This is a genomic window from Pseudomonas putida (assembly GCF_016406145.1).
Lineage (GTDB): Bacteria > Pseudomonadota > Gammaproteobacteria > Pseudomonadales > Pseudomonadaceae > Aquipseudomonas > Aquipseudomonas putida_E.
This window is the reverse complement of sequence record NZ_CP066306.1, coordinates 4,766,859-4,781,799: the sequence shown is the minus strand read 5'-3', so window position 1 is coordinate 4,781,799 and position 14,941 is coordinate 4,766,859. Positions and strand designations below refer to the sequence as shown.

The following is a 14,941-nucleotide window of genomic DNA, read 5'->3' as shown; positions in this document are numbered from 1 at the left end:
CATACTCGCTCACATCCTGTAACTCCCGTGGTATCCATTAGCCATGCGACTGACTACCAAAGGCCGATACGCCGTGACAGCCATGCTTGATCTGGCGTTGCACGCGCAGCATGGGCCTGTGTCTTTGGCCGACATTTCCGAGCGCCAGGGCATTTCCCTCTCTTATCTGGAGCAGCTGTTCGCCAAGCTGCGCCGCAGCAGCCTGGTATCCAGCGTGCGCGGCCCGGGCGGTGGTTACCAGCTGTCCCGTGGCATGGAAACCATCCAGGTGGCCCAAGTCATCGACGCGGTCAACGAATCGGTCGATGCCACCCGTTGCCAGGGCCTTGGGGATTGCCATGCCGGTGACACCTGCCTGACCCACCACTTGTGGTGCGACCTCAGCCAGCAGATCCACGAATTCCTCAGCGGCATCAGCCTGGCCGACCTCGTCATGCGCCGTGAGGTGCAGGAAGTCGCCCAGCGCCAGGACCTGCGTCGTGTCGCAGGCCGTTCTGCCCAGCTGGACAAGATTGAGACGTCCGCCGTCGACTGACCTTTATTAACAGTGACGACGAGCGACGCCACCGCCTGATAGGAGATACTCAATGAAGTTGCCGATCTACCTCGATTACTCCGCGACCACGCCGGTCGATCCCCGTGTCGCCCAGAAGATGGCCGACTGCCTGCTGGTCGACGGTAACTTCGGTAACCCGGCTTCGCGCTCCCACGTGTTTGGCTGGAAAGCAGAGGAAGCGGTCGAAAACGGCCGTCGCCAGGTTGCCGAGCTGATCAACGCCGACCCGCGCGAGATCGTCTGGACCAGCGGTGCTACCGAGTCCGACAACCTCGCCATCAAAGGCGTGGCGCACTTCTATCAGTCCAAAGGCAAGCACATCATCACCTCCAAGATCGAGCACAAGGCGGTCCTGGATACCGCTCGCCAGCTCGAGCGCGAAGGCTTCGAAGTCACTTACCTTGAGCCAGGCGAAGACGGCATCGTCACCCCGGCGCAGGTCGAGGCGGTGCTGCGTGACGACACCATTCTGGTCTCGCTGATGCACGTCAACAACGAAGTCGGCTCGATCAACGACATTGCCGCCATCGGTGAACTGACCCGTTCGCGCGGCGTGTTGTTCCACGTTGACGCCGCCCAGTCGGCCGGCAAGGTGGAAATCGACCTGCAGAAGCTGAAAGTCGACCTGATGTCGTTCTCTGCGCACAAGGCCTACGGCCCGAAAGGTATTGGCGCGCTGTATGTCAGCCGCAAGCCTCGCGTGCGTCTGGAGGCGATCATCCACGGCGGTGGCCATGAGCGCGGCATGCGGTCGGGCACCTTGCCGACCCACCAGATCGTCGGCATGGGCGAAGCGTTCGCCATTGCCAAGCAGGAAATGGCTGCTGAAAACCAGCGCATCAAGGCCCTGAGCGACCGCTTCTTCAAGCAGGTCTCGGACCTCGAAGAGCTTTATGTCAACGGTAGCCAGACTGCCCGCGTACCGCACAACCTGAACCTGAGCTTCAACTATGTCGAAGGCGAGTCGCTGCTGATGTCGCTCAAGGACATCGCGGTATCGTCCGGTTCGGCCTGCACCTCCGCTTCGCTCGAGCCGTCGTATGTACTGCGCGCTCTGGGCCGTAACGACGAGCTGGCGCACAGCTCGATCCGCTTCTCCTTCGGCCGCTTCACCACCGAAGAAGAAGTCGACTACGCCGCGCAGAAAGTCTGCGAGGCTGTAAACAAACTGCGTGAGCTGTCGCCGCTGTGGGACATGTACAAAGACGGCGTTGACATCTCCAAGATCGAGTGGGCCGCCCACTAAGCAGTCGCCGGCAAGAGCGGCTCCCTGATGAGGAAGGAATTGCACCATGGCATACAGTGAAAAGGTCATCGACCACTACGAAAACCCACGTAACGTCGGCAAGATGAATGCCGAGGACCCGGATGTCGGTACCGGCATGGTCGGCGCCCCAGCGTGCGGTGACGTGATGCGTCTGCAGATCAAGGTCAATGAGCAAGGCATCATCGAAGATGCCAAGTTCAAGACTTACGGCTGCGGTTCGGCCATCGCTTCCAGCTCCCTCGCCACCGAGTGGATGAAGGGCAAGACCCTGGACGAAGCTGAAACCATCAAGAACACCCAGCTGGCGGAAGAACTGGCGTTGCCGCCGGTCAAGATCCACTGCTCGGTACTCGCCGAGGATGCCATCAAGGCAGCCGTTCGCGATTACAAGCAGAAGAAAGGCTTGATCTAAGTCGCCTGTTGCGAAGTATCCGACGTTGAGGAAAAAGTACCGATGGCTATCAGCATGACAGAAGCCGCCGCCAACCACGTGCGGCGTTCCCTCGAAGGGCGCGGCAAGGGCGAGGGCATCCGCCTGGGCGTGCGCACCACCGGTTGCTCGGGCCTGGCCTACGTGCTGGAGTTCGTCGATGAGCTGGCGGACGAGGACACCGTGTTCGAGAACCATGGCGTCAAGGTGATCATCGATCCCAAGAGCCTGGTTTACCTTGACGGCACTGAGCTGGACTTCGTCAAGGAAGGGTTGAACGAAGGCTTCAAGTTCAACAACCCCAACGTACGCGGTGAGTGTGGCTGCGGCGAAAGCTTCAACGTCTGAGGCTTGCTGTGGGTACTCCTTGTCATTTCGCTCTGTTCGACCTCCAGCCGTGCTTCCGGTTGGACCTCGACAAGCTGGCCACTCGCTATCGCGAGCTGGCCCGCGAGGTTCATCCTGACCGCTTCGCCGACGCTTCCGAGCGTGAGCAGCGGGTAGCGCTGGAAAAATCCGCCGCCCTCAATGACGCCTATCAGACCCTGCGCAGTGCCCCGCGCCGTGCCCGCTATTTGCTGGCCATCGGTGGCCACGAGGTGCCTCAGGAAGTCACGGTCCACGACCCTGACTTCCTGCTGCAGCAGATGCAGTGGCGCGAGGAACTCGAAGAGCTGCAGGACGAAGCCGACCTCGACGGTGTCGCCGTGTTCAAGAAGCGCCTGAAGGCTGCTCAGGAACAGCTCAACGAGGATTTTGCCGCCTGCTGGGATGTGCCTGCCGAGCGCGACAAGGCCGAGCGCCTGATGCGCCGCATGCAGTTCCTCGACAAGCTCGCCCAGGAAGTGCGCCAACTAGAAGAGCGCCTCGACGATTAACCCGGCGTTGCCCGTGATGACGCCTAAGGTATTCAGATAAGCATGGCCCTACTGCAGATCGCCGAACCCGGTCAAACCCCCCAGCCGCACCAGCGTCGCCTGGCGGTGGGCATTGACCTGGGTACTACCAATTCTCTGGTCGCTGCCCTGCGCAGCGGTCGCAGTGAACCCCTGCCCGATGCGCAGGGCAACGTCATTCTGCCCTCCGCGGTGCGCTATCTGGCTGGCCACAATGAGGTCGGCCTGGCAGCGCGTGAAGCTGCCGCCAGCGACCCGCTGAACACCGTGCTGTCGGTCAAGCGCCTGATGGGACGTGGCCTGGCCGACGTCAAGCAACTGGGTGAACAGCTGCCGTATCGCTTCATTGGCGGCGAGTCGCACATGCCGTTCATCGACACTGTCCAAGGGCCGAAGAGCCCGGTGGAAGTGTCCGCTGATATCCTCAAGGTGCTGCGCGAGCGCGCCGAAGCGACCTTGGGTGGCGAGCTGGTGGGTGCGGTGATCACCGTGCCGGCTTATTTCGACGATGCCCAGCGTCAGGCGACCAAGGACGCAGCCAAACTGGCTGGCCTGAATGTACTGCGCCTGCTCAATGAGCCGACCGCTGCTGCAGTGGCCTATGGCCTGGATCAGAATGCCGAAGGCCTGGTGGCCATCTATGACCTGGGCGGCGGTACGTTCGATATTTCTATCCTGCGCCTGACTGCAGGCGTGTTCGAGGTACTCGCCACTGGTGGTGACACCGCCCTGGGGGGCGATGACTTCGATCACGCCATTGCCAGCTGGATCATAGAGCAGGCCGGCCTGTCCGCCGACCTCGATCCTGCTACCCAGCGCCAGCTGCTCCAGGCCGCCTGCGCCGCCAAGGAAGCCCTGACCGACACCGACGTGGTCAGTGTCAGCCATGGCGCCTGGCAGGGCGAGCTCAGCCGCGCCGCTTTCGAAGCCATGATCGAGCCTCTGATTGCCCGTAGCCTCAAGGCCTGCCGTCGTGCCGTGCGCGACAGTGGCGTCGAGCTGGATGAAGTGGGGGCGGTGGTCATGGTGGGTGGTTCGACCCGCGTACCGCGTGTGCGTGAAGCAGTAGGTACGCTGTTCGGCCGTACCCCGCTGACCTCGATCGACCCCGACCAGGTGGTGGCCATCGGCGCCGCCATTCAGGCTGACACCCTGGCCGGCAACCGCCGCGAAGGCGGTGAGCTGCTCCTGCTCGACGTCATTCCGCTGTCCCTTGGTCTTGAGACCATGGGAGGGTTGATGGAAAAGGTGATCCCGCGCAACACCACCATTCCGGTGGCCCGCGCGCAGGAGTTCACCACGTATAAAGATGGCCAGTCGGCCATGATGATTCACGTTCTGCAGGGTGAGCGCGAGCTGATCAGCGACTGCCGTTCGCTGGCGCGTTTCGAGCTGCGTGGTATTCCGGCCATGGTTGCCGGCGCCGCGAAAATCCGCGTGACCTTCCAGGTCGATGCCGACGGTTTGCTCAGCGTCGCGGCCCGTGAGCTGGGTTCCGGTGTAGAAGCCAGTATCCAGGTCAAGCCGTCCTACGGTCTGACTGACGGCGAGATCGCACGCATGCTCAAGGACTCCTTCGAGCACGCAGGCTCCGACAAGCAGGCGCGTCAGCTTCGTGAGCACCAGGTCGACGGCGAGCGCCTGCTTGAAGCTGTCCAGGGTGCCCTGGATGCTGATGGCGAGCGACTGCTCAGCACTGAAGAGCGCGAAGCCATCGAATTCCAGATGCAAGAACTACGTGATTTGCTGGCCGGCACCGATGGCCCTGCCATCGAGCAACAGACCAAGCGTCTGTCGCAGGTGACCGATGCATTTGCCGCCCGTCGCCTTGATTCGACGGTCAAAGCCGCACTGGCCGGGCGCAACCTGAATGAGATCGAGGAGTAACCGATGCCGCTGGTGACATTCCTGCCGCATGAGAAGTTCTGCCCAGAGGGGCTGAGCGTGGAGGTCGAGCCCGGGACCAATATCCTGGAGCTTGCCCACGACCATCACATCGAGATGGAAAGCGCCTGCGGTGGCGTGAAGGCCTGCACCACCTGCCACTGCATCGTGCGCAAGGGTTTCGACTCGCTTGAAGAAGCGGACGAACTCGAAGAGGACATGCTGGATAAGGCCTGGGGCCTGGAGGCGCAATCGCGTCTCGGCTGCCAGGTGATCGTCGGTGATCAGGACCTGACCATCGAGATCCCCAAATACTCGCTCAACCACGCTGCCGAAGCGCCCCACTGAGGATTTTTCAATGAGTCTGAAATGGGTTGATGTACTTGAGATCGCTATCCAGCTTGCAGAAAGCAAGCCGGAAGTCGATCCTCGTTATGTGAATTTCGTCGATCTGCATCGCTGGGTGCTGGCCTTGCCGGAATTCAGCGACGATCCGTCACGCGGCGGTGAGAAAGTGCTCGAGGCCATCCAGGCGGCCTGGATAGACGAAGCCGACTAAGCGTGACGCTGCAGGTTAGGCAATCCCCTGGAACCCGCGTATAATTCGCGGGTTTAATTTTTCGCAACACTCATATTCTGGAGTTTTCCATGGCTGTTCAACGTACTTTCTCGATCATCAAGCCTGACGCAGTTGCCAAAAACGTCATCGGCAAGATCACCACTCGCTTCGAAGAAGCCGGCCTGAAAATCGTTGCTTCGAAAATCAAGCAACTGTCCAAAGCCGAAGCCGAAGGTTTCTACGCTGAGCACAGCGAGCGCGGCTTCTTCGGTGACCTGGTTGCCTTCATGACTTCCGGTCCGGTTGTCGTTCAGGTTCTGGAAGGCGAAAACGCCATCGCTCTGAACCGTGAGCTGATGGGCGCCACCAACCCTAAAGAAGCTGCTGCCGGCACCATCCGTGCTGACTTCGCCGAGTCGATCGACGCCAACGCCGTTCACGGTTCGGACTCCGAAGCTGCTGCTGCTCGCGAAATCGCTTACTTCTTCGCTGCTACCGAGGTAACCACTCGCTAAGCGAAAGCTTACGGGTGAGGGTGAATCCATGACGACATCTACTGGCAAAATCAACCTGTTGGGCCTGACCCAGCCGGAAATGGAACAATTCTTCGACTCTATTGGGGAGAAGCGCTTCCGTGCCGGCCAGGTGATGAAATGGATTCACCATTTTGGCGTCGATGATTTCGCCGCCATGACGAACGTCGGCAAGGCCTTGCGCGAAAAGCTCGAGGCTGTTGCCGAAATTCGCCCACCGGAAGTGGTCAGTGAGGACATTTCCGCAGACGGCACCCGCAAATGGGTGATCCGCGTTGCCTCCGGCAGCTGCGTCGAGACCGTCTACATCCCAACCGACGATCGCGGTACTCTGTGCGTTTCGTCGCAAGCCGGCTGCGCCCTGGACTGCAGTTTCTGCTCCACCGGCAAGCAAGGCTTCAACAGCAACCTCACCGCCGCCGAAGTGATCGGCCAGGTGTGGCTTGCCAACAAATCCTTCGGGACCGTCCCGGCCAAGATCGACCGCGCGATTACCAACGTGGTCATGATGGGCATGGGCGAGCCTCTGCTGAATTTCGACAATGTCATCGCTGCCATGAAGATCATGATGGATGATCTGGGCTATGGCATTTCCAAACGTCGCGTCACCTTGTCCACCTCCGGTGTGGTACCGATGATCGACGAACTGGCCAAGCACATCGACGTGTCCCTGGCCCTGTCGCTGCATGCGCCGAATGACGAACTGCGCAACCAGCTGGTGCCGATCAACAAGAAGTACCCGCTGAAGATGTTGCTGGAGTCGTGCATGGGCTACATGGCCACCTTGGGTGGCAAGCGCGTGCTGACGGTCGAGTACACCCTGCTCAAGGACGTCAACGACCAGCCCGAGCATGCCGCGCAGATGATCGAACTGCTGCGCGATGTACCGTGCAAGATCAACCTGATCCCGTTCAACCCGTTCCCGCATTCCGGTTACGAGCGCCCTAGCAACAACGCTATTCGCCGCTTCCAGGACTTGCTGCATCACGGTGGTTTCAACGTCACCACCCGTACCACCCGTGGCGATGACATCGATGCCGCCTGTGGCCAGCTGGTCGGCCAGGTCAATGACCGTACCCGCCGCAGCGAGCGCTATATCGCCGTACGTCAGCTGTCTGCCGACGCCGAGCTGCAAGACAGCGCCGTGCGCCACTGAGTCCGGGCCCGCCATGAGCCTGCGCGCCGCGCTGTCGATCCTTGCGCTTTCGCTGCTGGCCGGCTGCGTGTCGGGTGGCGCGAGCGACCCTCTTGCCACTCATCAGGGGCGCGTGGAGGCGGGGCGTGCTTACGTGCAGCTTGGGCTTGGCTATTTGCAACAAGGTTTGACCGAGCAGGCCAAGGCTCCGTTGGGCAAGGCACTGGTACTCGATGCCAAGGATGCCGATGCCCACGCAGCCTTGGCCCTGGTGTTTCAGGCCGAAGGTGAAGCTGCGCTGGCTGAGGAACACTTCAAGAAAGCGTTGTCGGCAAGCCCCGGTGACACGCGAATTCGCAACAATTACGGCAGTTTCCTATATGCTCAGCAGCGTTTCGCCGAAGCCGAGCAGATGTTTCGCCTGGCCAGCGCCGATACCCTGTATCCTGAACGTTCGCGCGTCTACGAGAACCTTGGCCTGACAGCCCTGGAACTCGGCAACCGTGACCAGGCGCAGGCGTATCTGAGCAAGGCCCTGCAACTCAACCAGCGGCAACCCAGGGCGTTGCTGGAAATGGCTGAGTTGTCCTACGAAAACAGGCATTATGTGCCGGCACGGGGTTTCTACGATCGTTTCAGCCAGTTGAGCGATCACAATGCCCGTAGCCTCCTGCTGGGCAGCCGCCTTGCCCGGGTGTTCGACGAGCAGGGCACACAGGCCGAACTGGGCCAGCAATTACAACGACTTTATCCCGGTACGCCGGAATATCAGCAATACCTGTCGGAGCAACGATGAAAGCCGCGCATCCCGAAGTAGCAGCAGCGACTGGCCAGAACCCCGGTGAATTGTTGCGCCAGGCCCGCGAAAGACGGGAGTGGTCGCAAGCCGAGGTGGCCCGCAAGCTCAACCTCACCGTAAGTTCGCTGAACCACGTGGAAACCGGTGCCTTCGACAAGCTGCCAGGGCATACCTTCGCCCGTGGCTACATCCGTGCCTATGCCAAGCTGATGGACATGGACCAAGCGCCGCTGGTCGAGGCCTTCGACCAGTTCACCGGTACCCACGCCAAGGGCAGCGACGTACATTCACTGGGCCGCATCGAAGAGCCGGTGCGCCTTTCGCACAACATCCTGCGCGGTGTCAGCCTCTTGCTGCTGGTTGCGGTGGTCGGTGGCAGCTTCCTGTGGTGGCAGGACCAGGGCAGCCTGCGCGGCAAGGACCTGGCCAATATCGCCCTGGAGCATGTCGAGGTCGAAAGCGCCGACGGTACCACCCAGATCCACCCGCTGGACGAGCCTGAAGACCAGGCGGTTACCTTAAGCCAGCAGGGCGAAAGTGCGCCGCTGCCGCTGGAGCAGGCACCTGCCGAGCCGGTTGCCGAGGCCATCAGCGAGGCCGCCCCGGCTGCCGCAGCAGGCGCGCCGGTCCAGCAGGCGCCTGCACAGGCTGAAGCGGCTGCGCCGACAACGGCAGCACCTGCTGCACCAGCCACGCCAGCCGCCCCCGTAGCCCAGGCCGCTCCTGTTGCGCCTGCCGCCAGCGTGCCGGCCATTGCCTCCGAGCCTGCCGCCGTACCGGCTGGCAGCGCCAAGGTTGCAATCCAGTTCACCGCCGATTGCTGGACCCAGGTGTCCGATGGCAACGGCAAGGTGCTGTTCAGCGCCATCAAGCGCAAGGGCGACAACCTCGAGCTGACCGGCAAGCCGCCGTTCGCGGTGCGCCTGGGCTTTGCCCGCGGCGCCCAGGTCAGCTACAACGGCCAGGCCGTCGATGTTGCCCCGTTCACCAGTGGCGAAACCGCTCGCCTGAAGTTGGGACAGTAAGTCATGCACGGCGAATCTCCGATCAAACGTCGCGAATCCCGCAAAATCTGGGTCGGCAATGTGCCGGTGGGTGGTGATGCCCCCATTGCGGTGCAGAGCATGACCAACACCGACACCAATGATGTCGCCGCCACCGTGGGCCAGATCCAGCGTCTGGTCGATGCCGGTGTCGACATCGTCCGTGTTTCGGTGCCGGACATGGACGCCGCCGAGGCGTTCGGCAAAATCAAGCAACTGGTCAGCGTACCGCTGGTCGCCGATATCCACTTCGACTACAAGATCGCATTGCGCGTGGCCGAACTGGGTGTCGACTGCCTGCGTATCAACCCGGGCAACATCGGCCGCGAGGACCGTGTTCGTGCTGTGGTCGACGCCGCTCGTGACCGTGGCATTCCGATCCGTATCGGTGTCAACGCAGGCTCCCTGGAAAAGGACCTGCAAAAGAAATATGGCGAGCCGACCCCGGCGGCGCTGGTCGAATCGGCCCTGCGCCATGTCGAGCACCTCGACCGCCTGGATTTCCAGGACTTCAAGGTCAGCGTCAAGGCCTCCGACGTGTTCATGGCCGTCGAAGCCTACCGCTTGCTGGCCAAGCAGATCATCCAGCCGCTGCACCTGGGCATCACCGAGGCCGGTGGGCTGCGCTCCGGCACGGTGAAATCCGCCGTCGGCCTCGGTATGCTGCTGGCCGAAGGCATCGGCGATACCATCCGCATTTCGCTGGCGGCCGACCCGGTCGAGGAAGTGAAGGTCGGCTACGACATCCTCAAGTCGCTGCACCTGCGTTCGCGTGGCATCAACTTCATCGCCTGCCCGAGCTGCTCGCGGCAGAACTTCGATGTGGTCAAGACCATGAACGAACTGGAAGGGCGCCTGGAAGACCTGCTGGTACCGCTGGACGTGGCGGTGATCGGTTGTGTGGTCAACGGCCCTGGCGAAGCGAAGGAAGCCCACGTTGGCCTGACCGGCGGCACGCCGAACCTGATCTACATCGACGGCAAGCCGGCGCAGAAACTGACCAATGACAACCTGGTCGATGAGCTGGAAAAGCTCATCCGCCAGAAAGCGGCCGAAAAGGTCGAGGCCGACGCGGCGCTGATCGCCCGCGGCTGACACACAGATTCGTAAGGACTTTTCGTGAGCAAATCGCTGCAAGCCATCCGTGGCATGAACGACATCCTGCCAGAGCAGTCGCCGCTGTGGCGCTACTTCGAAGGTACCGTCGCCGGGCTGCTGGACACCTATGGGTACAGCCAGATCCGCACGCCGATCGTCGAGTTCACCGAGCTGTTCAAGCGCTCCATCGGTGAAGTCACCGACATCGTCGAAAAAGAGATGTACACCTTCGAGGACCGCAACGGCGATTCGCTGACCCTGCGCCCTGAAGGCACCGCTGCCTGCGTACGTGCAGTGCTCGAGCACGGCATCACCGGCAACGGCCAGGTGCAGAAGCTGTGGTATATCGGCCAGATGTTCCGCCACGAGCGTCCGCAAAAGGGCCGCTACCGTCAGTTCCACCAGATTGGCGTCGAGGTGTTCAACCTGGACGGCCCGGACATCGATGCCGAACTGATCATGCTGACCTGGCGTTTGTGGGGCCTGCTGGGCATCCAGGATGCGGTCAAGCTCGAGCTGAACAGCCTGGGCACCAGCGAGGCCCGTGCCCGCTACCGTGACGCGCTGGTCGAGTTCCTCTCGGCGCGCCTGGAGCAACTCGACGAAGACAGCCAGCGCCGCCTCAAGAGCAATCCGCTGCGCATCCTCGACAGCAAGGACCCGAACACCCAGGCGGTGCTGGTTGGCGCGCCGAAGCTGGAAGACTACCTGGACGAAGACTCCCGCGTGCACTTCGAGGGCCTCAAGGCCCGTCTGGATGCCGCTGGTATCCCGTTCGTGATCAACACCAAGCTGGTGCGCGGCCTGGACTACTACAGCAAGACCGTGTTCGAGTGGGTCACCGACAAGCTTGGCGCCCAGGGCACCGTCTGCGCAGGCGGCCGCTACGATGGCCTGGTCGAGCAGATGGGTGGCAAACCGACCACCGGCGTTGGTTTCGCCATGGGTATCGAGCGCCTGATCCTGCTGCTGGAGACCCTGGGCAAGGTACCGGCGTCCATCAACCGTCAGATCGATGTCTACCTGTGCGCCTTCGGCGAACAGGCGGAGCTGGCTGGCCTGCGCTTGTCCGAAAGCCTGCGCGACCGGCTGCCGGGCTTGCGCCTGGCGGTCAACGCCGGTGGCGGCAGCTTCAAGAGCCAGTTCAAGAAAGCCGACAAGAGCGGCGCGTTGTTCGCCCTGATCCTGGGCGACGATGAGCTGGCCAAGCAAGAGATTGGCCTCAAGCCCCTGCGTGGTCAGGGCGAACAACAGAACATTGCCTGGGATGCTCTGGCTGAGCACCTGGAAACCGCGATCGCACAGGCGTAACGCGGTTCAACAAGCGAATAGGCGAAAAGGAGTATTGGGGTGTCGAGTACTGATGATGATGACCTGGCAGGGGTCAAGGACTGGTGGAACCGTAATGGCAAGCCACTGCTGACCGGTGCGCTGCTGGCTGGCGTGGTGGTGTTGGGCTGGAACACTTGGAACAAGTACCAGGACAACCAGTCGCAAGGCGCATCGCAGCTTTATCAGGCCCTGCTTGAAACCAGCCTGACGCCGAGCGGGCAGCCGGATGCGACCAAGGTCGCGGAGCTGTCCGGCAAGCTCAAGAGCGAGTTCGGTGGTACCGCCTACGCCCAGTACGGCAGCCTGTTCGTGGCCAAGGTCGCGGTAGAGAGCGGCAAGCTCGACGACGCCGCGGCTGAGCTCAAGAATGTGCTCGACAAGCCTGCTGACGACACCCTGGGCGAAATTTCGCGCCAGCGCCTGGCACGCGTGCTCGCGGCCCAGGACAAGGCTGAAGATGCGCTCAAGCTGCTCGACGGCGACGCCGACAAGGCATTTTTGGCCAGCCGTGAAGAATTGAAGGGCGACCTGCTGGTGCAGTTGGGTCGTGCCGACGATGCCCACAGCGCTTATGAAAAAGCCAAGGCCGCGCTGTCCGATGAGGCGGCGGTCGGTGGCCTGCAACTGAAGCTGGATGACTTGGCCAAAGGGGACGCGTGACGTGATCGGTTGGAAACAAGCAGCAGTGCTGACCCTGGCCGTACTGGCCGCAGGTTGCAGCAGCAACAGCAAGAAGGAACTGCCTCCGGCCGAGCTGACCAAGTTCACCGAAGAAGTGGTACTGAAAAAGCAGTGGAGCCGTTCGATCGGTGACGGCCAGGGCGAGACTTACAATACCCTGGTGCCGGCCATCGAGAACGACCGCATCTACGCCAGCGACGTCAATGGCGAAGTCTTCGCCCTCGACCGCATTACTGGCGACGTAGTGTGGAAGCAGGATCTGGAGCTGCCCGTTTCCGGCGCCGTCGGCGTTGGCTATGGCCTGGTCATGCTCGGCACCCTCAAGGGTGAAGTGATTGCCCTGGACTCCAGCACCGGTGAAGAGCGCTGGCGCTCCCGCGTAACCAGCGAAGTGCTGGCGCCGCCTGCCAACAACGGTGACGTTGTGGTGGTGCAGACTCAGGACGACCGTCTGATCGGCCTCGATGCCGCTACCGGCGACCGCCGCTGGATCTACGAGAGCACCCCGGCTGTACTGACCCTGCGGGGCACCGGTGCACCGATCGCCACCAACCGTCTGGCCGTTGCCGGCCTGTCCACCGGCAAAGTGGTCGCGGTCGACATCAACAACGGCGTGCCGGTGTGGGAGAGCCGTGTGGCGATCCCGCAGGGCCGTTCCGAGCTGGACCGTGTGGTCGACATCGACGGCGGCCTGCTGCTGTCCGGTGGTACGCTGTACGTCAGCACCTACCAGGGCCGTGTAGCGGGCCTGGACCTGGAAAGCGGCCGTGTGCTGTGGCAGCGTGATGCCTCGAGCTACGTGGGTGTCGCCCAAGGTTTTGGCAACGTCTATGTCAGCGAAGCTTCGGGCAGTGTCGAGGGCGTCGACGAGCGCTCTTCCAGCGCACTGTGGACCAACGACTCGATGGCGCGCCGTCAATTGTCGGCGCCGGAAGTGTTCTCCAGCTACGTGGCTGTAGGTGACTTCGAAGGTTACCTGCACCTGCTCAGCCAGGTCGACGGCCGTTTCGTCGGCCGTGAGCGTATCGACAGCGATGGCTTGCGCGCCCGGCCCCTGGTGGTCGGCGACACCATCTATGTCTTTGGCAACAGCGGCAAGCTCGAGGCACTGACCATCCGCTGAAGCTATGCTCAAGGCCACGACAGGTCTTGAGTTGCGGCGTAGGACACGCCGCCCGAACTCCGGCCGCTGCCTTGCAGCGGCCTTTGCATTTTCAAGAATTCAAGAGTGGAGAGCCGCATGGTTCCCGTAATCGCCCTGGTGGGACGGCCGAACGTCGGCAAATCCACCATGTTCAACCGCCTGACCAAAACCCGCGATGCCATCGTGGGTGACCTGTCGGGTCTGACCCGTGACCGCCAGTATGGTGATGCCAGCTGGCAGGGTCGCTCCTTCATCCTGATCGACACCGGTGGTATCACCGGTGACGAAGTGGGCATGGACGAGAAGATGGCCGAGCAGTCGCTGATGGCCATCGAAGAAGCCGACTATGTGCTGTTCCTGGTCGACGCCCGCGCCGGCATGACTGCCGCCGACCAGATGATCGCCGAGCACCTGCGCAAGCGGAACAAGTCGGCCATCCTGGTGGCCAACAAGATCGACAACATCGACGCCGACGTCGCCCGCGCCGAGTTTTCGCCGCTGGGTATGGGCAATGCCATTCCGGTGGCCGGCTCGCAGGGCCGAGGCATCAATCAGTTGATGGAGTCGGTGCTGGGCCACATTCCTCGCGACGCTGAGGAAGAAGCCCTCGACCAGGAGGTTGCCGAAGGCGAGGAAGCGGTACGCATCCCCGGCCCTAGCGAAAAGGATGGCATCAAGATCGCCATCATCGGCCGCCCCAACGTGGGCAAGTCGACCCTGGTCAACCGCATGCTCGGCGAAGAGCGCGTGGTGGTCTACGACCAGCCGGGTACCACCCGTGACAGTATCTATATCCCGTTCGAACGCGATAACGAGAAGTACACCTTCATCGACACCGCTGGCGTGCGCAAGCGCGGCAAGATCCACGAGGAAGTCGAAAAGTTCTCGGTGGTGAAGACGCTGCAGGCGATCAAGGACGCCAACGTGGTGATCTTCGTCATGGACGCCCGTGAAGGTGTGGTCGACCACGACCTCAACCTGCTGGGCTTCGCCCTCGAAGCGGGCCGCGCCATCGTCATCGCCCTGAACAAGTGGGACGGCATGGAGTCGGGTGAGCGCGACTACGTCAAGACCGAGCTGGAGCGCCGGCTGTTCTTCGTCGACTTTGCCGACATCCACTTTATCTCGGCGTTGCACGGCACCGGCGTGGGTCACCTGTACAAGTCGGTGCAGGCCGCGTTCAAATCGGCGGTCACCCGCTGGCCAACCAGCCGCCTGACACAGATCCTCGAAGACGCCGTCAGTGAGCACCAGCCACCGCTGGTCAACGGCCGCCGCATCAAGCTGCGCTATGCCCACCTCGGTGGTGCCAACCCGCCGCTTATCGTGATCCACGGCAACCAGACCGAGAAGATTCCCAAGTCGTACTCGCGTTACCTGGAAAACACTTACCGCCGGGTGCTCAAACTGGTCGGTACGCCGATCCGTATCGAGTACAAAGGCGGTGAGAACCCGTACGAGGGCAAGAAGAACACCCTCACAGACCGCCAGGTCAACAAGAAGCGCCGCTTGATGTCGCACCACAAGAAGGCCGAGAAGAAGCGCCGCGACAAGCGCTGACAAGCGGCAAACTTCAAGTCGCAA

17 protein-coding genes are annotated in these 14,941 nt (G+C 62.0%); all 17 read left to right on the top strand.

The genetic code is table 11. From position 1 onward, the window contains the following. Positions 1 to 43: 43 nt before the first annotated feature. Positions 44 to 535, top strand: a complete 492-nt coding sequence (gene iscR, locus JET17_RS22045) for a Fe-S cluster assembly transcriptional regulator IscR (RefSeq protein WP_042111731.1) — start codon at positions 44 to 46, stop codon at positions 533 to 535. 52 nt (positions 536 to 587) lie between these two features. After that, the gene (locus JET17_RS22040) at positions 588 to 1,802 is read left to right on the top strand and encodes an IscS subfamily cysteine desulfurase (protein ID WP_012316144.1); all 1,215 of its coding nucleotides are present in this window, start codon (positions 588 to 590) and stop codon (positions 1,800 to 1,802) included. A gap of 46 nt (positions 1,803 to 1,848) precedes the next feature. Then, a complete protein-coding gene (gene iscU, locus JET17_RS22035) occupies positions 1,849 to 2,235 on the top strand; it encodes a Fe-S cluster assembly scaffold IscU (protein WP_007929523.1) in 387 nt (128 codons plus the stop codon). Between the two features lie 42 nt (positions 2,236 to 2,277). Further along, positions 2,278 to 2,601, top strand: coding sequence for an iron-sulfur cluster assembly protein IscA (iscA, locus tag JET17_RS22030; RefSeq protein WP_008092567.1), 324 nt, complete (start codon positions 2,278 to 2,280; stop codon positions 2,599 to 2,601). An 8-nt stretch (positions 2,602 to 2,609) separates the two neighbouring features. Next, a complete protein-coding gene (hscB, locus tag JET17_RS22025) occupies positions 2,610 to 3,131 on the top strand; it encodes a co-chaperone HscB (protein ID WP_012316143.1) in 522 nt (173 codons plus the stop codon). Between the two features lie 42 nt (positions 3,132 to 3,173). After that, entirely contained in the window at positions 3,174 to 5,036 is a 1,863-nt protein-coding gene (hscA, locus tag JET17_RS22020; RefSeq protein WP_012316142.1) for a Fe-S protein assembly chaperone HscA, read from the top strand. Positions 5,037 to 5,039: 3 nt separating this feature from the next. Beyond that, the gene (gene fdx / locus JET17_RS22015; protein WP_012316141.1) at positions 5,040 to 5,381 is read left to right on the top strand and encodes an ISC system 2Fe-2S type ferredoxin; all 342 of its coding nucleotides are present in this window, start codon (positions 5,040 to 5,042) and stop codon (positions 5,379 to 5,381) included. Between the two features lie 10 nt (positions 5,382 to 5,391). Next, complete coding sequence (iscX, locus tag JET17_RS22010; RefSeq protein WP_003248529.1) at positions 5,392 to 5,592, top strand: Fe-S cluster assembly protein IscX; 201 nt, start codon at positions 5,392 to 5,394, stop codon at positions 5,590 to 5,592. A gap of 89 nt (positions 5,593 to 5,681) precedes the next feature. Then, positions 5,682 to 6,107: a nucleoside-diphosphate kinase gene (gene ndk / locus JET17_RS22005; RefSeq protein ID WP_012316140.1), complete on the top strand. Its 426-nt coding sequence runs from the start codon at positions 5,682 to 5,684 to the stop codon at positions 6,105 to 6,107. Between the two features lie 28 nt (positions 6,108 to 6,135). After that, complete coding sequence (gene rlmN, locus JET17_RS22000; RefSeq protein ID WP_012316139.1) at positions 6,136 to 7,281, top strand: 23S rRNA (adenine(2503)-C(2))-methyltransferase RlmN; 1,146 nt, start codon at positions 6,136 to 6,138, stop codon at positions 7,279 to 7,281. Positions 7,282 to 7,294: 13 nt separating this feature from the next. Further along, positions 7,295 to 8,056, top strand: coding sequence for a type IV pilus biogenesis/stability protein PilW (gene pilW, locus JET17_RS21995; protein WP_012316138.1), 762 nt, complete (start codon positions 7,295 to 7,297; stop codon positions 8,054 to 8,056). Beyond that, positions 8,053 to 9,084 (top strand): RodZ domain-containing protein, encoded by a 1,032-nt coding sequence (locus JET17_RS21990; protein ID WP_012316137.1) that lies wholly within the window; start codon positions 8,053 to 8,055, stop codon positions 9,082 to 9,084. The genes pilW and JET17_RS21990 overlap by 4 nt, the downstream gene beginning before the upstream one ends. A 3-nt stretch (positions 9,085 to 9,087) precedes the next feature. Beyond that, complete coding sequence (gene ispG / locus JET17_RS21985) at positions 9,088 to 10,197, top strand: flavodoxin-dependent (E)-4-hydroxy-3-methylbut-2-enyl-diphosphate synthase (RefSeq protein WP_012316136.1); 1,110 nt, start codon at positions 9,088 to 9,090, stop codon at positions 10,195 to 10,197. A gap of 24 nt (positions 10,198 to 10,221) precedes the next feature. Beyond that, a complete protein-coding gene (hisS, locus tag JET17_RS21980; protein WP_012316135.1) occupies positions 10,222 to 11,511 on the top strand; it encodes a histidine--tRNA ligase in 1,290 nt (429 codons plus the stop codon). Positions 11,512 to 11,550: 39 nt separating this feature from the next. After that, the gene (locus tag JET17_RS21975; protein WP_012316134.1) at positions 11,551 to 12,192 is read left to right on the top strand and encodes a tetratricopeptide repeat protein; all 642 of its coding nucleotides are present in this window, start codon (positions 11,551 to 11,553) and stop codon (positions 12,190 to 12,192) included. 1 nt (position 12,193) lies between these two features. Further along, a complete protein-coding gene (gene bamB / locus JET17_RS21970; protein ID WP_042111726.1) occupies positions 12,194 to 13,336 on the top strand; it encodes an outer membrane protein assembly factor BamB in 1,143 nt (380 codons plus the stop codon). 117 nt (positions 13,337 to 13,453) lie between these two features. Further along, positions 13,454 to 14,917, top strand: coding sequence for a ribosome biogenesis GTPase Der (gene der, locus JET17_RS21965; RefSeq protein ID WP_012316132.1), 1,464 nt, complete (start codon positions 13,454 to 13,456; stop codon positions 14,915 to 14,917). Positions 14,918 to 14,941 lie beyond the last annotated feature (24 nt).